The 16,043-nt window shown below is 43.9% G+C and carries 16 protein-coding genes and 2 tRNA genes; 15 read left to right on the top strand and 3 right to left on the bottom strand.

Annotation, left to right across the window (positions count from 1 at the left end):
- Positions 1 to 4 precede the first annotated feature (4 nt).
- The gene (locus CH373_RS15905; RefSeq protein ID WP_165778856.1) at positions 5 to 439 is read right to left on the bottom strand and encodes a DUF4505 family protein; all 435 of its coding nucleotides are present in this window, start codon (positions 437 to 439) and stop codon (positions 5 to 7) included.
- A 59-nt stretch (positions 440 to 498) separates the two neighbouring features.
- On the opposite strand from CH373_RS15905, the gene CH373_RS15900 reads away from it, so the two are divergent.
- Positions 499 to 569, top strand: a tRNA-Cys gene (locus CH373_RS15900).
- An 11-nt stretch (positions 570 to 580) separates the two neighbouring features.
- A tRNA-Leu gene (locus tag CH373_RS15895) sits at positions 581 to 664 on the top strand.
- A 29-nt stretch (positions 665 to 693) separates the two neighbouring features.
- Here the strand turns inward: CH373_RS15895 and CH373_RS15890 are convergent.
- Positions 694 to 2,667: an O-antigen ligase family protein gene (locus CH373_RS15890; protein ID WP_243393444.1), complete on the bottom strand. Its 1,974-nt coding sequence runs from the start codon at positions 2,665 to 2,667 to the stop codon at positions 694 to 696.
- Between the two features lie 164 nt (positions 2,668 to 2,831).
- Here CH373_RS15890 and CH373_RS15885 point away from each other — a divergent pair, with 164 nt between their 5' ends.
- From CH373_RS15885 to CH373_RS15845, 9 genes are all read left to right on the top strand, one after another.
- On the top strand, positions 2,832 to 3,725 hold the full coding sequence (locus CH373_RS15885; RefSeq protein WP_100715393.1) for a glycosyltransferase family 2 protein: 894 nt from the start codon (positions 2,832 to 2,834) through the stop codon (positions 3,723 to 3,725).
- A 2-nt stretch (positions 3,726 to 3,727) separates the two neighbouring features.
- On the top strand, positions 3,728 to 4,528 hold the full coding sequence (locus CH373_RS15880) for an LBBP_01157 family protein (protein WP_100734105.1): 801 nt from the start codon (positions 3,728 to 3,730) through the stop codon (positions 4,526 to 4,528).
- Positions 4,529 to 4,532: 4 nt separating this feature from the next.
- Positions 4,533 to 5,120: a D-sedoheptulose 7-phosphate isomerase gene (locus CH373_RS15875; protein ID WP_100715391.1), complete on the top strand. Its 588-nt coding sequence runs from the start codon at positions 4,533 to 4,535 to the stop codon at positions 5,118 to 5,120.
- A gap of 20 nt (positions 5,121 to 5,140) precedes the next feature.
- A complete protein-coding gene (locus CH373_RS15870; protein WP_100715390.1) occupies positions 5,141 to 5,926 on the top strand; it encodes an ATP-binding cassette domain-containing protein in 786 nt (261 codons plus the stop codon).
- A gap of 4 nt (positions 5,927 to 5,930) precedes the next feature.
- Entirely contained in the window at positions 5,931 to 7,376 is a 1,446-nt protein-coding gene (locus tag CH373_RS15865) for an FHA domain-containing protein (protein WP_100715409.1), read from the top strand.
- Positions 7,377 to 7,542: 166 nt separating this feature from the next.
- A complete protein-coding gene (gene leuC / locus CH373_RS15860; protein ID WP_100715389.1) occupies positions 7,543 to 8,940 on the top strand; it encodes a 3-isopropylmalate dehydratase large subunit in 1,398 nt (465 codons plus the stop codon).
- Between the two features lie 10 nt (positions 8,941 to 8,950).
- The gene (leuD, locus tag CH373_RS15855) at positions 8,951 to 9,577 is read left to right on the top strand and encodes a 3-isopropylmalate dehydratase small subunit (RefSeq protein WP_100715388.1); all 627 of its coding nucleotides are present in this window, start codon (positions 8,951 to 8,953) and stop codon (positions 9,575 to 9,577) included.
- Between the two features lie 39 nt (positions 9,578 to 9,616).
- Positions 9,617 to 10,618 carry a PLP-dependent cysteine synthase family protein gene (locus CH373_RS15850; RefSeq protein WP_100715387.1) on the top strand — a complete coding sequence of 334 codons (1,002 nt, stop codon included), beginning with the start codon at positions 9,617 to 9,619 and terminating at the stop codon, positions 10,616 to 10,618.
- 5 nt (positions 10,619 to 10,623) lie between these two features.
- The gene (locus CH373_RS15845; RefSeq protein WP_100715386.1) at positions 10,624 to 12,516 is read left to right on the top strand and encodes an AAA domain-containing protein; all 1,893 of its coding nucleotides are present in this window, start codon (positions 10,624 to 10,626) and stop codon (positions 12,514 to 12,516) included.
- Positions 12,517 to 12,587: 71 nt separating this feature from the next.
- On the opposite strand, the gene CH373_RS15840 is transcribed toward CH373_RS15845, so the two are convergent.
- The gene (locus CH373_RS15840) at positions 12,588 to 13,226 is read right to left on the bottom strand and encodes an NrsF family protein (RefSeq protein ID WP_100715385.1); all 639 of its coding nucleotides are present in this window, start codon (positions 13,224 to 13,226) and stop codon (positions 12,588 to 12,590) included.
- A 132-nt stretch (positions 13,227 to 13,358) separates the two neighbouring features.
- Between CH373_RS15840 and CH373_RS15835 the strand changes: the two genes are divergently transcribed.
- From CH373_RS15835 to CH373_RS15820, 4 genes are all read left to right on the top strand, one after another.
- Positions 13,359 to 13,943, top strand: a complete 585-nt coding sequence (locus CH373_RS15835) for an RNA polymerase sigma factor (protein ID WP_100715384.1) — start codon at positions 13,359 to 13,361, stop codon at positions 13,941 to 13,943.
- Between the two features lie 3 nt (positions 13,944 to 13,946).
- Positions 13,947 to 15,104 (top strand): GNAT family N-acetyltransferase, encoded by a 1,158-nt coding sequence (locus CH373_RS15830; protein ID WP_100715383.1) that lies wholly within the window; start codon positions 13,947 to 13,949, stop codon positions 15,102 to 15,104.
- Between the two features lie 5 nt (positions 15,105 to 15,109).
- On the top strand, positions 15,110 to 15,448 hold the full coding sequence (clpS, locus tag CH373_RS15825) for an ATP-dependent Clp protease adapter ClpS (RefSeq protein ID WP_100715382.1): 339 nt from the start codon (positions 15,110 to 15,112) through the stop codon (positions 15,446 to 15,448).
- The coding region (locus CH373_RS15820) for a Clp protease N-terminal domain-containing protein (protein WP_279305874.1) at positions 15,445 to 16,043 on the top strand (599 nt) is incomplete at its 3' end. The genes clpS and CH373_RS15820, both read left to right, overlap by 4 nt.

Genomic DNA, 16,043 nt, shown 5'->3' with positions numbered 1-16,043 from the left:
CACTCTAACGATCCTTGGGTAAAAAATACTCCTTTTTTTCCCAAGTAAATTTCCAGCAGGGAGTTCCTTCCTCTAGATTCTTTGTGAAGTCCGAAAGTAACACTAGATGAAAGCCTCCCCAAAGTTCTCTTGGACCAGGATGGATCAGATTTCCATACTTGTCTAAGCGCATGGATTCTGGTTGGAACTCCACATGCAAACCAGGAGAGTAGAACAGTCTAGCATTCTCCATTTTGAAAAAGATGATCGGATATGTCTCGGCTTGGACAAAATTCATTTCTTTTCCACAAGGAGAAACGTAGTGGAATTCCGGATGCAGACCTGTGTGGTTCTTTACAAGCCTCTTTAGAAAGAAGTCCAGAAAACTAGGATCGATCAATCTTGTTCCGTCGTGAAAGATCCTACCTTGTCTGTCAATTTTGTAGAAATATTCTCTCAAGTGCGTTTCCAGAGTTTTCTATTGACACTGAGTGCCTCGACTAAATCATACCTCATAATGGCGTCGTGGCCAAGTGGTAAGGCATGGCTCTGCAAAAGCTTGATCCCCGGTTCGAATCCGGGCGACGCCTGATCTTAAAACGCCTGGATGGTGGAATAGGTAGACACCCGGGACTTAAAATCCCGTGAGTTCACGCTCGTGCGGGTTCAAGTCCCGCTCCAGGTAAATGTCCAATTTCTTCCTCGGTAGAAAATTCAGGGCGGATTGGAGACATCGCAAAGATCTCCGAAATCTAATATAGGTAACTCCACAGGCTGCTGCGGATCAAATCCCGAATAAGTAATCCTAAAATCTCTAAAGAATAGATTCTCCGGAAATCCTGAGGATTCCTCTACTTTTTGAGTTTTCCTATCCTTCCAAACAAACCGATTCCAACCTTCTTTTAGAAAAATTTCTCTTTTTTGCAGGTCTCTTTGCGTGTGAGAAAAATACCTCTGATCCTCATCAAAAGCGTCTCGATCGATGACAGTGATACTTGCCATTCTAGGAGGATTTTTGGAATTCACTCTTACATGGATCTCGAAGCCGAAAGGATCTTTTCGAATTCTAGGAGGATTTCCAAAACGATGCGTAAGACATCCTTCGACCTGGAAAGGTTGACTTGCCCATTCTACCGGGACCAAATCTTTCTGGCTTAGTTTACTTTGTCTCTCTTCTCTTTCGGATCGAAACGGTAAGATTTGGTTTTCCAGAATTTTTGCATATTCCGGGGAAAACGTTTTTATCTGTCTTGAATAAGCTAGTGCAGGTTTCGTCTGAAGACGAACACTCCAAAATATAAGATTTATTAAAATGGAAATCACTAAGAAAGCCCAAACTTTCCTAGGAATACTGGAGAGGAAATCTTGGAATTTGCTCGATGGAAGCGGTGGCGTTCTAGCAAACAGAATTCCGCAAAACGCAAAGAAAGGCAGCGCAACCTCGTCATCTATTAGGTAGCATTGAAAAAAACCCGCGATCCAGAGAGAACATACTCCTACCAAAGAGAATCCGTCTTGTCTGGAATCATATCGAAAGGCTAAAGAAAACAGGATTCCAAAAAATAAAGCGTAGAGAACACCGGCGAACCAACCTCCTGTGATCGCAAACTGAAGCATATCGTTATGCGAATGTCCCCTAGGAGTGATTTCTAATTCGTACCAAAGTTGCTCGTCCTCACCGATCATCCTGTCCGAAATGATTTTGTGTTCTTCCTTGAATCTTCCCCCACCGATTCCTAGTAAGACCGTTTTTTGGAAGATAGGTATGCTGTTCTTGTAAATCCAGTATCTCTGGTTTTCCGGAGTTTGCACTTCGGTAAGTTGACGGATCGACCTTTGCAAAAGCCAGTTCCGTTCGAATAAAAATTTTCCCGCAAATAAAAGAGCAGAGAAGGCAAGAAGAAGCAGAATGATTTTGAACCAGGCACTTTTACTCTGTGAAAATCGAACTTCACGAAAGAGTCCTAGAGTCAGGAACAAGCAAACAAAGCCGACTCCTAGCCAGGCAGATCGACTTTGATTGAGCAAAAATAAGACGCAGGTAAGAACAAAAAGAGTTCCGACTAGAATGGTCTTACTCCATTCCTTTTTTTGCATGCGTTTAATAACTAAGAGATAGAGGCCAGGAATGTAAAAAGATAAAATTCCCCCAAATGTAAGGTGAGTATTCATCATTCCGATCGGTAGATAGGTCCAACGGTTGAATACTACGCCGGCTGGGTGCTGCCTGCGATCTCCGGAAAGATATTGGAATCCGTTTGAAATAAATTTTCCCAAACGGAATTCCAAAAACACAGAAATGAATCCAGTAATCAATAAGATCAAAAAGGAAATCCATAGAAATCTTTCTAATAGTTTCCCGTTTTCGGCTTTGGATGCATGAAAATAACCGACTAACAGAAGTAAGGACATCCAGAAATCGCCTGCCTCTGACTCTTTGGCAAAGCTCTTCCAAAAGTTTTTATATTCTAAGAAATGAAATAAAGAGGAAAGGAACACTAAAGCATAGATCCCGATCGGGATCCAAAAAAGAAAAAGTACGGGCTTCAATCTATTTCTGCTAGAACTATCCAGAGATAAGAGCAAAATCGGGAGCATAGAGAGTACTGCAAAAATCTGGGAGATGGAAACAGATAGTGGAAATGTACCCAAAAACCCGAGGAAACTCCACCAGGAGATTTTCTCCATTTTTGGGATAGAGGACTCGTACATTCTTTTTAAAAGTTGAATTGTCGAAGGCTCCATGCTTGTCGCCAGAATTTAGAATTTCTGCAGGAATTCCTACAAAAAACCGCTGACAAGTTCTGAAATGCTAGCATCTTAGATTTCCGGAACGATTTCCATTGATCGCAATGTCTGTAGATTCATCCAAAAAACAGAAAAAACTGGTAAAGGGAAAAAAAGCGAAGGTCGCAAATTTCTCGAGGACCAACCAGGATAGATTTTTAAAGAAACTTTCTGTCGCAATTATTACATATAATGAAGAAAAGAATATCGGAGATTGTATTCGATCCTGCAGAGATATTGCGGACGAAATCGTGGTTTTAGACTCATTGAGTACGGACTCCACCAAGGAAATCTGCACTTCTTTTCCGGAGGTAGTATTTGCTTCTCAAAAGTTCCGCGGACATGTGGAGCAAAAAAACGATGCAATCCGACTCTGCAAAAATGAGTGGATCCTTTCTTTGGACGCAGATGAAAGATTAAGCGAAGAGCTAAACGAATCTCTGCGGAAATTCCTGGAAAGTTCCGCCTCTGGAAATGTGGACGGTTTCAAGGTCGCGAGATTGACATTTCATATGGGAAGGTTTATCCGTTTTTCGGGCTGGTACCCGCAGAGAAAATACCGAATCTTCCGAAAATCCAAAGCCTCTTGGGCTGGGGAGAATCCGCACGATTATTTGGTCGTAAATGGATCCGGAAAGAAAATGGCTGGGGACATACTCCATTATAGTTTTCAGGATCTTTCCCAACAAGTGGATACGATCAACAAGTTCTCTTCCATCGTAGCTTGGACTAGATCCAGGAAGGGGAAAAGGTTTTCTGTGCTTCGAACGATTCACAAGCCGATCGGAAAATTTATAGAAATCTATTTTTTTAAATTAGGTTTTTTGGATGGATTTCCAGGCTTTGCGATCGCAGTTTCTTCGGCGTATTCCACTTTCTTAAAGGAAGCTAAAGTCTACGAATTGGGAAAGGGACTCATCGACAAACCTAGCAATGTAAGAGAAGATTACGGGAGCTAAGATTGGCCAAGTCTAAGAAAAGACTTTCCGCAAAAGGGAAAAAGAAAGGATTCTGGTCCAAGCTTTTCTTCTGGAGAAAGAAACTCAAAGAAGGAGAGGTTTCCGAAGAAAAGGCAGTCCGTGATAGCCGCGGGTATACTTGGGAGTTGAAGGACCTTCGAGAAAAGGTGGATCGTTTTTTTCTCACAAGAAAAAAACCATCGGGACCAATTTATGAATCTCCGCAAATCAAATTGTCCAAAACAAACAGACATCTGTTCCGATTGGAGGGAAAGGAAAAGAGCGGTCGTGAGTATTCCATCGTTGTAGCGACCGGAAACTTTCTCACCGAGCAGAATGGAAAGGTGTCCGGAGTTCTATTTATGGGAGAAGCGGATCTGAATCGACTTCTCTCTGCGGACGCAAAAAGTTTAAAGTCTTTATTGTCTGGGCTAAAAGACCCGAAATGGGAAGGGGATACCTGGTCAGTTTTGGAGGAAGAGCCAGATCTGAAAAGATCCTCGGAATCCTGGAAGGAAATACTGAACTGGGAACCGATTTGGAAACAGCAGGTCCTGATTCGTCTGAGACCAAGTACGATCGCGGTTCTACTGGTTTTTTTAGGAAAAGAATTTGAAAGCATTTTCCAAGAGAATTCCGCGAAGAGACTGAAAGATATTGTATCAAAAGAATTATATTTTTTGAATGTGAGCGGGAATCGACAGGAACCATATTCGGAAAATCTGAGCTTGTATGAATTTGAGGCCGCAAAACGAGAACTAGAGAATATACTTTCGAGTATTCGTTCCAAAAGAGAGAAATAGGATTATGGATATAAAAGATATCGCCTTAAATCAAATTAGGGGATCGATCGCAACCAAGCAAAAGGTTTTGGATACAATGTTAAACGACATTGTGAAAGCGGGTCAGCTCGCGGCGGAGGTCTTGCAAAGAGGAAATACGATCCTACTTTGCGGGAACGGAGGATCTTCTTGCGATGCCTCTCATATCGCGGCCGAGCTGGTAGTGCGATACAAATCCGGAAACGAGAGAAAGGCACTTCCTGCGATCTCTTTGGCTGCGGACATGGCCACGATTACTGCCTGCGGAAATGATTACGGCTACGAAGAAATCTTTGCGAGACAGGTCGCGGCTTACGGAAGAAAAGGCGATCTGTTTATCGGACTTTCCACGAGCGGAAATTCCAAGAACGTTTTGCTTGCATTAGAAAAAGCGAAATCGGTTGGTATGAAATCCATTAGTTTTCTAGGCGGAAACGGCGGAAAAATGAAGAATTTGGCGGATCTAGATCTGATTGTTCCGGCCACCGAGACCGCTAGAATACAGGAATCTCATATTCTAATCGGGCATATTGTGTGTTCGATTATAGAATACGAATTGTTTAAGCTAGAGTAGTCACCAATCAAAGTTTGCCCATGCAAGAGCTTCTTCAAATCCAGGGATTGCAGGTGTATGATCCACTTTCTTCTAAGGTTCTATTGGATGAACTAAATCTGGATGTCAAAAAAGGAAGTATCTACGGAATCGCAGGAGAATCGGGTTCCGGTAAAACCACCTTCGCAAACTTTTTGCTAGGTCTATTGCATCCGAATCTGAAGACTAGCTGGAATAGATTCCAATTTTTCGATGAAGATATGAACCAGCAAGCCGAGCAGAACTGGAAAAAATGGAGAGGAAAACGGATCAGTCTGATTCCCCAAAGCCCTTCTTCCGGATTTCATCCGTACAGAAAGATAAGTTCTCAGATCTTAGAAAATTTTTATGTACTAGAAAAGGAATTCGCAGAGACTCGAAAGTGCCTAGGTTTGCTCGAAAAAGTAGGGATTTCCGATCCGGAAAGGGCCTGGAATTCTCACCCCCACCAACTGTCCGGGGGAGAAAGACAAAGGATTTTAATACTGCTTTCAGTCTATTCCGGGGCTGAGTTGATCCTAGGCGACGAGCCGACCTCTGCGCTGGATCCGATTACCGGAAAGGGTGTGTTAGACTTGCTTTTGCAACTCGTCGCGGAAAAAGCAAAAACTCTGATTTTCATTAGCCATGACCTAGGTGCAATCACCGAGATAGCCGATACTATAACTGTACTGAAACTTGGCAAAATTGTGGAAACGCTGTCCATAGGAAAAGATGGATGGGCGCCTAAGTCCGATTATGCTAGAAAACTGTTTACGATTGATTCAGCAACTTATTATAATCGTTAGCAAAATGAGAAGATTCCGTCTTACATTATTTTTATTTTCGGTTTTCGCGTGTACCACTTTGCTCGCGGAGAACCAAGGATTTGTAATCGAGGGAATCGAGTCGAAAGATTATCCTAAGATCAGGGTCTTATTAAAAGAGAACTCTAGAAAGTCCTTGGACCGCGAGATCTTGACGATCAAGGAAACGAAGCAAGGAAAGACACTTCGAGTAATTCGCCCCGATTTAAAAAGAGAAGAAGGGACTCGTCCGATCCATGTATACGTGGTCGCACAAATGACCCATTCCCTCGAAGCAAATAATCGAAGCACAGAATTTCTCAGACAAATCGTAGAATCATCTGAAGAAGAGGATCGCTTCAGCTTTGTATTCTTTGCGGATGATGTTTATGTGCCCAAGCTAGACCTGAGCAGAAAGGAAGCTTTTAAAGAAGCAAAAGTAGACGGAGCGAATCCGAACCGAAGCACAGGCGCAAGTCTGGATTACGTATTTCAAAAAGTTTCTCCCAAGTTTAGATCCGGAGATTACGTTCTGCTTCTGCTCAACGACCTAGAAATTATGCCCACCAACGACGCTAGAAGAGGAGCGTATTCCTCCGGAACACCGATCCACCTATTTGCGTATCCAAGCAAGGGAGCTAAGTGGATCGCGGAAAAACATGCCGGACTTTTCTATTCTAATTTGGATCGGGACGGTGTTCGAGAAATCCTGAGTGATATAGAATACTTTCGAAGGTTTCCTTGGGTTTTGTCTTATGAATCTCCTTTTAAAAATGAATGGAGTTGGGCCGAGTCTCCTAAGATCAAAATAGAAATAGAAACCCCGAGTAAAATTTCGCAAACAAGTGAATACACTCTTTCGATTCGGACAAAGCTCTTGGTATTCTTTCTAAATCCTGCCGTGTTTCTCCCAACCATGGGATTTTTGCTGATCCTGACCATGTTTGCATTGTTAGTCGTCCTTCGAAAAAGCCCGAATGCTAGGCTTCAGATGCCTGGCTCGGTGGAAGAAAGAATGCAAACTCTTGACGAAGAGCAGGATGTGTATCGAAAAATGTACGGAGACCAATTCCAGTACGTATATGCAGAGGATGAAAGAGTAGAACCAGAAAGAGCGATCCCGGTATCTTTAAAAGAATTTGAGCAGGGAGAGGAATACGAGAAAGCTACACTCATTCTGAAGGAGGGCAGAAATCCCGGAAAGCAATTCTCCTTGCAAAAGAGCGAGACTACGATCGGGAATTCAGAACTCGCAGACCTAGTACTGTATGAGCAGGGAGTGAGCAAAAATCATACTAGAATCCGTAGGGTTAAGAACAGATACGTTTTGTATGACTTAGTTTCAGAAGTAGGAACCTTCCTAAACGGTAAGAAAGTTCTGCGACCTAGAATTTTGTATGACTTCGACGAGATCGGAATCGGAAAAGCGCTCTTGGTATTCCGGGGAAAGTGACCAGGGTCGAATCGATTTCGGCTTCTTCTTAAGTTCCTTCTTTACGAAAAAGTCCGTATTTTTAGTGTAGGAAAGAGAGCTCTTGGTCCTAGACTGCAAATCCATCTAATTTTCACCTAGAGTCTAATTACTATCTGCTACACCCATTTCGAGGGACTCGTACAACATGAAAACTATGTTCGAAAAAATCTGGGAAGACCATCTCGTAGGCGAGTTGGAGGGAGGCTCCTATCTCCTGTACATCGACCGCCATTTGATCCACGAGGTGACCAGTCCGCAAGCATTTGAAGGAATTCGTATGGCGGGCAGAAAGGTCCGAAGACCTGATGCCACTTACGCCACTATGGATCACAACGTATCCACTCGGATTCGGGATATCGACTCCGCTGATCCGGTTTCTGCCACTCAAATGAAGACTCTTATCAAAAATTGTAAAGAGAATGGGATCACTCTCTACGATATCAATCACCCTGATCAAGGAATCATACACGTGATCGCCCCCGAAATGGGCCTTACACATCCCGGAATGACCATCGTTTGCGGAGATTCTCATACTTCGACTCACGGAGCTTTTGGAGCTCTTGCCTTTGGAATCGGGACCTCTGAGGTGGAGCATGTACTCGCAACTCAAACTCTATTACAGAGAAGAGCAAAAACTATGGAGATCCGAGTCGATGGGAAATTATCTCCGCACGTAACCGCAAAGGACATTGTACTAGCTGTAATCGGCAAGATCGGCACTGGCGGAGCCACAGGATATGTGATCGAGTATAGAGGCTCTGCAATCGAAGCTCTCAGCATGGAAGCAAGAATGACAGTTTGCAATATGTCGATCGAAGCAGGTGCAAGGGCCGGATTGATCGCGCCGGATCAGATTACGTTCGACTACTTGAAAGGAAAAGACTTCGCACCGAAAGGAGCTGAATGGGATCTCGCAGTGAAAAAATGGAAGTACTATGTAACGGATGCTGGCGCCAAGTTCGATACTTCCGTAGTGCTTCATGCAGATGAAATTGCTCCTCAGGTAACTTGGGGAACTTCTCCTGGGCAAGTGATTTCGATTAAAGGAGTTGTGCCAGACCCGAAAGAAGCTTCGGATCCGGTAGAAAAAGTATCGATTGAATCCGCGCTTAAATATATGGATTTGAAACCTGGTCAAAAGATAGAGGACGTGAGCATCAATAAAGTGTTCATAGGTTCTTGCACGAATTCAAGAATCGAGGACCTGCGAATCGCTTCCAAGACAGTACTTGGAAAAAAAGTTTCTCCGAAGGTCCAGGCGATCGTGGTTCCGGGTTCCGGCAGAGTGAAGAGACAAGCCGAGCAAGAAGGCTTGGACAAGATTTTCATAGAAGCTGGATTTGAATGGAGACAGCCAGGATGCTCCATGTGCCTAGCAATGAATGACGATGTTCTGAATCCGGGAGACAGATGCGCTTCTACTTCTAATCGGAACTTCGAAGGCAGACAGGGAAAAGGAGGGCGCACTCATTTGGTCAGCCCTGCGATGGCCGCGGCTGCAGCAATCGAAGGTCATTTTGTGGATATCAGGAACTGGGGTTAAGAAACAGAATATGAAAGCATTTACAAAGCACGAAGGACTCGCAGTTTTATTAGATAGACCTAATATAGATACGGACCAAATCATTCCGAAGCAGTTTTTGCGCAAGATAGAAAGGACCGGATTTGGGGTGCACTTGTTTCACGACTGGAGATACCTGGACGACGCTGGAACCAAGCCGAATCCGGAGTTTTCGTTGAACCAGGAAAGATACAAGGGCGCGTCAGTTTTGGTCACCAGAGACAATTTCGGATGCGGTTCTTCCAGGGAGCACGCTCCTTGGGCCTTAGAAGATTTCGGTTTTAGATCTATTATCGCCCCTTCTTACGCGGACATTTTTTATAATAACTGCTTTAAAAATGGAATGTTGCCAGTTGTTTTAAAGTCGGAAGAAGTGGAAGAGATTTTCCAGTCGGTAGCAGCCAAAGTAGGAGCTAAGGTCAGCATTGATCTAGAAAAGCAAAAGGTTACTAGCCCTTCGGGTAAAGAATACAGTTTTGAAGTGGATTCTTTTCGAAAATACTGTCTCTATAACGGTCTGGATGATATCGGGTTAACCCTGCAGCACGAGGCAAAAATACAATCTTTCGAGGAGAAAAACCGGGGAGAGGTTCCTTGGTTGTACGCAGGGAAAAAATAACCGGAACGGATTCCGGCACTTCAAGCCAAGGAGGAGTCTATGTTTGACGAAATTTCACGCTCGATCGACGAGTTTGGCAATAGCCTACTCGGGGCATTGAATAATGTTCAAAACCTATTCGGAAGAGAACTGAGCGTAGCAAAGCCCGTAAAAGAAAACGTATTGCAGATGATCGGAAACACTCCTCTGATCCGGCTCAATCAAATCGGTTCTCATATTCCAAATTTGGAATTTTACCTAAAGGCTGAATTTTGTAATCCCACAGGAAGCGTCAAAGATAGAACAGCTCTAGCAATGGTCATGGCCGCGGAAAGAAGAGGGGAACTCAAACCCAACGGACAAATTTTCCAAGCCGGATATAATTCCACCGCAATTTCACTCGCCTGGATTTGTACGATCAAGCAATACAAATTCAAAGTCTTTTTGGCACCCGACACAGAGCCAGAAAAGCTAAAACAACTGAAGGCATATGGTGCTCAAGTATTCGTGGTTCAAAATGCAAAGGGAAACTGGGACGACACTTTGCTATCCGAAGCTAAAGCCGCTAAGGAAAAAGAAAAGGGCACAATCATTCTGAACGAATTCAAAGATATGGCGAATACGAACGTGCACTATATGTTCACTGGTCCGGAGATTTGGAGAGACTTGGGCGGGAATATAGACGCTTTTATCGCTGGAGGTGGATCCGGAGGAACACTTTCTGGAGTGGGAAGATTCTTAAAGGCAAAGAAGTCTACCTTAAGAGTGATCATGGGAGTGAGCAAAAATTCCAGATTCATCCGCAGGATGGTGCAAGGAGATCATAGCATTCGACTACCTGAATCCTTTGATCCAAAGATTACCGACCAGTACATTGGAGTCGATCGAGAAGAAGCTTTGCTATATCAATCCGAACTATATCAGAAAGAAGGAATATTTGCTGGATTGACAACCGGTAGGACTCTTGCTTCGGCGATCCACTATGCAGAGAGTTTACCGATTCGAGAAGATGCGAAAACCCCTCCGTACAGAATCGTAGTACTTTCTCCGGATAGACCCTGATTCGGATGCCTTCCAGATACGAGGCACTGAAAGAATCTCTTCGCAAAGAAAGAGAATCGGAAATTCAAAGATTCAAAAACGAAGCCGGTTCCGGAGATCTGTCTTCGAAGGTTCGTACCGGACTTTGTGTTTATCCACTCGTATACCATGACCAAATACTAGGACCGGAAGGAGGGTGGAGAGTCACCTTCCTTCCCACTCAGCCCATGGCGGTTCCGGAGGCATTTCGCTCCGGGGCACCGGTCCGACTTTTTAAAGATGCGGATGAAGAATCTAGTGTTCTCATCAGTGTAAAAGAAGAAGCCTATGTTCTTTCCTTGGAAGAAGTGCCGGAATGGGCAGAAGAAGGAAAACTAGGATTAGAACTACTACCGGACGAAACCACAGACAGAGAATTGAATCTTGCCCTAGATAAGGTGATCCGGGCAGAGAAAGGAACCAGGGCAAAATTCTTTGCGGATTTGTTTTTAGATGAAACCAAGCTACATTTGACCTCTCCAAAATTTAAGCAAGAAAAGGACATTTCCGCAGATCTAAACAAATCACAATCCGACTGTGTTTCTGCGATTTTGCAGACTGAGGATGTGTTTTTCGTACACGGTCCTCCCGGAACGGGAAAGACCAAAACATTAGCAGAAGCGATTCGAATTCTTGCCTCTCGAGGGAAAAAGATTTTGGCGACTGCTCCTACAAACGCGGCCGCAGATGTGCTAGGAGAAGCAGTTCTCAAAACTGGAGTTCCAGTCTTGAGATTGGGGCATCCCGCTAGAATGACGGAAGCGATTCTGGAATCTTGTCTAGATGCAAAATTACACAATCATCCTGATGCAAAATGGTTGGAGAGGGACAAAAGAGAAGTACTGGATCTGTTTAAAAAGGCCAAAAAGTACAAACGAAATTTCGGAAAGCAAGAAGCAGAAGAGCGAAGAAGCCTGCAACACGCCGCTAGAGAACTTCGACGCACAGTAAGAGAAAGAGAAAAAACATTGGTGGATTTTCTTTTGGATACTCACTCGGTGATCGTGTGCACTCATACGGGCGCTTCTTCTGCTTTGTTGAATGCATTCCATTTTGATTATGTATTTTTGGACGAGGCTAGCCAGGCCACCGAGCCTTCTTCTTGGATTCCGATATTGCGTGCGGAAAGGGCGATCTTTGCAGGAGATCCCAAGCAGCTACCTCCTACGGTGCTTTCCGAGGATGCACTTCTACAAATAACTCTCATGGAGAGATTTCTGCCTGCATTCGAAAAATTCGGAAGGAGTCTGATGCTAGACACCCAGTACAGGATGAAGGATCCAATACAATTTTTTTCGAATATTCGGTTTTATCAAAGTAGACTCAAATCTGGATTGCAAGAGTCCGAAAAAAATTCTCTGCCATCTACAAAAACCGAATTTCCTTTCGGATCCAGTTTTGTTTTTATCGATAGTTCCGGAACTGATACGGCCGAGGAATCCAGAGACGGTAGTCTAGGCAACCCTTGGGAGGCCGAGTTTACGATCTCTCTACTTCCTGCTTTACTAGAGTCTGGACTTTCAGCCGATAAGATCGGGATCGTAACTCCCTATCGTTTTCAGAAATTTCTACTCGAAAAACTTTTGGAAGAAAGGATTCCGGAAGCATTTTCCAAAGTAGAAGTCGGAACAGTAGACTCTTTTCAAGGCAGAGAGAAAGATTTTTTATTATTCAGTTTGGTTCGCTCCAACGTAGAAGGCAAAATCGGATTTTTAGCCGAGGAACGCAGATGGAACGTAGGAATGACTCGAGCAAAACAATTACTCATTTTGATCGGAGATGGAAGCACTTTGGGAGAAACTGAGTTCTTCCGAGAGCTACTAGTATCCTTGGAAAAGGCAGGCGAACTGAGAACAGCCTGGGAGTTTATAGATTCATAAAGTCGGATTCGGAAATCGCGAGCTTAGATGCAATTTCGGTTTTTACTTCCGACTCTATCCGTGCAAATTCGCTACCACCGAATCTTAGACCTCAGCGGAAATAGAAAAACTAGAATCCAAAACACAGTCGCCAATCCGTGGACTAAAAGTATATGGAAACCACTTTGGTCCGGACAAACGAATTTCAGAACTAGATTAGAAACTGCTAATACAAACGATAGAACCAAGAAAGAAGTTCCGAGAGGACGAGCCGGAGCAGCTCCTTTTGCCAAGAATGCGGTTGCAGCTCCACAAACCAAGGTCATGCTCAAAAGTATCGCGGGGCAAGCTCCCAAGTGGCCCATATGAAATCCGGAAAGATATACGTCCTCTACGAAACGCAGGACTGCAAAGCCGATCCAGCTAGCTAGTCCGATTCCTGCGATCCAAATCCCGAAAGTTCCGGTTTCTTCCGGAAAGACCATAAAAGAAAGAAAGGCTGCAGAAAGTATCGCCCAACATGCAATCAAGAAAGGCTCGGGCCACCAGCCAGGAAATGCAGAAGAAGGTCTTAATAGGGAATAAGCCACACCTAGGAGGATTCCAAAAACAAGAACTCCCATCCAGTATAGAAAAAGTTTTCCGGATCGGAGTGGTTTTACAGGAGTCAGCTCCTTAGACAGAGTTTGGATAAATTCGCCTGAATTTCGGCTTTTCTTTTCTTCCTGCATTGCAGATCCTCATTCCCTATCTCTATCTTCTTTTTCTGGGTTCAACCAAGAATGATTGGACAATCTTGAAAATCCAGCCCAAATGTTCGATGGTGGCTTTTTACTAATTCGAACAGTCCTCAAAAAGGTTACATGGCAAGCAAAAAAGAAATCTGGGACCAGCTGGCTTCCAAAATGAAAAAAGCACAAGCGGGGGATGCAAAGGAATACCAACTTCTGTTGCACCAGTGTGCCGAGATTTTGCGAGCATTCTTACGGACCAGGATTGGTAGCCAAGAGGACAGAGAGGATCTATTGCAGGAGATCCTACTTGGAATTCATAAAGCAAGAGATTCCTTTCGACCGGACAGGCCATTTGCTCCTTGGCTATTTTCAATCGCTCGATACAAGACGATAGATTACCTCAGAAAAAGAAAATACCAAGACAGAATTGTTTCCGTAGAGGTGGATACGATTTCCCAGCCAGCCAAGACGGAGGAAGAACCTTGGATGGTAATGGATGGACTTCAGACCTGGTTGAGCGTCTTGGATGAAAGACAAAGAGAAGTGCTGACTCTAGCGAAATTGCAGGGCTATAGTACCAGAGAGATTTCAGAGCAAACCGGACTCTCCGAATCGAATGTCAAGGTCATCGTGCACCGTTCTATTCAAAAAATTCGAAAAGCTTTTTGGGGAGAAGACGGTACTCGGACGGGGGTGAAGACGTCAAAAAGATAGTACATGCACTTTGATGTCCAAATACTAGATTCACTGCAGGAAATTCCGCGCGGGCATTGGGAATCGCTCGAGGATTTGGAGAATCCTTTTTCGGACTATGAATTTATCCGAGCTTTGGAAAATACCGGGTGCGTAGGAAAGAAAACTTCCTGGTTGCCCAAATACCTAGTCGCCTCAGATTCCAAGGGGCTACACTCGGCTCTTCTTTTTTTTCATAAGTACGATTCCTACGGAGAATACATATTCGATTTTGCCTGGGCAAACTTTTTTGATCAAAACGGACTTTCTTACTATCCCAAAGGAATCGTTGCCTATCCATTTACTCCGGTCACAGGCAAAAGGATTTTACGAAGATCTGATATAACATTGGAAGAAGCAGCCCAGACTTTGGTACCAAAACTGCTTTCTCATGCAAAGGAATCTAAACTTTCGGGAGTTCATTTTCTATTTCTAAATGCAGAGGAAGCACAAGTCTTGGAGAAATTCGGATTTTCTCTGCGCATTTCTCACCAGTACCATTGGAAAAATCGAGACTATGAGAACTTCGAACATTTCCTGGGAGATTTTAGATCCAAAAAAAGAATGCAGATCAAAAGAGAAAGGGAACTCGTCAGAGCTTCTGGTTTCCAAATCCGCATATTCGAAGGGGATGATATTAAAGTCAGTCATATCGAGAAGATGTACAAATTCTACACGGATACATATTCCAGAAAATGGGGGTCTCCGTATCTGAATCTTGCTTTTTTTAAAGCGGCACAGGAAAACCTCCGGAATCGGATTGTCTTGGTCTTCGCCGAGAAAAACGGCAGATTTATAGCCGGAACATTCAATCTTCGTAAAGCAGGAAAGTTATACGGAAGATACTGGGGTTCCATCGAACATGTTCCGTTTCTGCATTTCGAATGTTGTTTTTATACTCCGATAGAATATTCCATTCAGAATCGGATTCATACGTTTGAGGCTGGGGCCCAGGGAGAGCAAAAATTTTTAAGAGGGTTTCCTGCAGTGCCCACATACAGCTCCCATTTTATTTTCGACACTCGGGCCAGAATTGCGATTGAACGATTCCTTCAAAACGAGAGAATGTATACCGAGGAAATGATCGAGGGCGTAAACGAAAAATCGCCCCTGAGGGAACGCCCTAACTTGGCGGAAAAATAGTACAAATGAGCGAGGTCTATAAATTTGATACCGAGGAGCAGGTACTTACTAAGGAAAAGCTCAAACTAAAAAAACCGCCGAAGTACAGAGTTGTAATATTAAATGATGATTATACGCCGATGGATTTCGTCGTATGGATTTTGAGAGTCGTGTTCCATCGATCCGAAACGGAGAGCGAGAAAATTATGTTGCAAGCACATACGAGTGGAAAAGCACTTTGCGGAGTCTATTCACATGATGTAGCCAGAACAAAAGTAGCGGAGACTCATAAGCTAGCTGAACATCACGGACATCCGCTTCAGTGTATTATGGAGATTGAAGAAGAGGGGGAGGAGGAAAAATGATCCTTTCCGAAGAATTAGAAAAATCCTTAAACCAGGCGAGAGGAGAAGCTGTTCGTCGTAGAAACGAATACATCACCTTGGAGCATATTTTACTGGCATTGACCTATGATCCAGTGGGCCAAGAAGTATTGATTGCTTGCGGGGCGGACCTGGATACCTTAAGACAGGAACTCAGAGAATACTTGGATACAGAAATGGAATCCGTTCCTGAGTCCTTCGGAGAAATAGAACCCGACTATACAATTGGAGCCCAAAGGGTTCTTCAGTTGGCGGCATTCCATGTGCAATCTACCCAAAAGAAAAAACTAGACGGTGGTTATGTTTTAGCCTCTCTCTTTCGAGAAGACCAATCTCATGCCGTATTTTTCCTTTCTAGACAAGATATCTCCAGATTTGATGTGGTCCGATATATTTCCCACGGGATTCGCAAGGATGGAAAAAAAGCTTCGGGTACCGAACCTGAGACCGAGCAAAAAACATCCGGAGATCCTCTCCAAGATTTTTGCGTCGATCTGACCGAAAGAGCGAGACTCGGAAAACTAGACCCTCTCGTGGGTAGATCCGATGAAATTGACAGAACGATTCATATACTGGC

This window comes from Leptospira perolatii, from assembly GCF_002811875.1.
Taxonomy (GTDB): domain Bacteria; phylum Spirochaetota; class Leptospiria; order Leptospirales; family Leptospiraceae; genus Leptospira_B; species Leptospira_B perolatii.
Note: the sequence above shows the minus strand (reverse complement) of the source record. Positions and strands in the feature narration are given on the sequence as shown.

Excerpts from the sequence above, each read along its gene's own strand:
- CH373_RS15890 (WP_243393444.1), bottom strand. The coding sequence starts at position 2,667 with ATGGAGAAAATCTCCTGGTGGAGTTTCCTCGGGTTTTTGGGTACATTT.
- CH373_RS15865 (WP_100715409.1), top strand. The coding sequence starts at position 5,931 with ATGAGAAGATTCCGTCTTACATTATTTTTATTTTCGGTTTTCGCGTGT.
- CH373_RS15870 (WP_100715390.1), top strand. The coding sequence starts at position 5,141 with ATGCAAGAGCTTCTTCAAATCCAGGGATTGCAGGTGTATGATCCACTT.
- leuD (WP_100715388.1), top strand. The coding sequence starts at position 8,951 with ATGAAAGCATTTACAAAGCACGAAGGACTCGCAGTTTTATTAGATAGA.
- CH373_RS15830 (WP_100715383.1), top strand. The coding sequence starts at position 13,947 with ATGCACTTTGATGTCCAAATACTAGATTCACTGCAGGAAATTCCGCGC.
- CH373_RS15845 (WP_100715386.1), top strand. The coding sequence starts at position 10,624 with ATGCCTTCCAGATACGAGGCACTGAAAGAATCTCTTCGCAAAGAAAGA.
- CH373_RS15840 (WP_100715385.1), bottom strand. The coding sequence starts at position 13,226 with ATGCAGGAAGAAAAGAAAAGCCGAAATTCAGGCGAATTTATCCAAACT.
- clpS (WP_100715382.1), top strand. The coding sequence starts at position 15,110 with ATGAGCGAGGTCTATAAATTTGATACCGAGGAGCAGGTACTTACTAAG.
- CH373_RS15875 (WP_100715391.1), top strand. The coding sequence starts at position 4,533 with ATGGATATAAAAGATATCGCCTTAAATCAAATTAGGGGATCGATCGCA.
- CH373_RS15885 (WP_100715393.1), top strand. The coding sequence starts at position 2,832 with ATGTCTGTAGATTCATCCAAAAAACAGAAAAAACTGGTAAAGGGAAAA.
- CH373_RS15850 (WP_100715387.1), top strand. The coding sequence starts at position 9,617 with ATGTTTGACGAAATTTCACGCTCGATCGACGAGTTTGGCAATAGCCTA.
- leuC (WP_100715389.1), top strand. The coding sequence starts at position 7,543 with ATGAAAACTATGTTCGAAAAAATCTGGGAAGACCATCTCGTAGGCGAG.
- CH373_RS15835 (WP_100715384.1), top strand. The coding sequence starts at position 13,359 with ATGGCAAGCAAAAAAGAAATCTGGGACCAGCTGGCTTCCAAAATGAAA.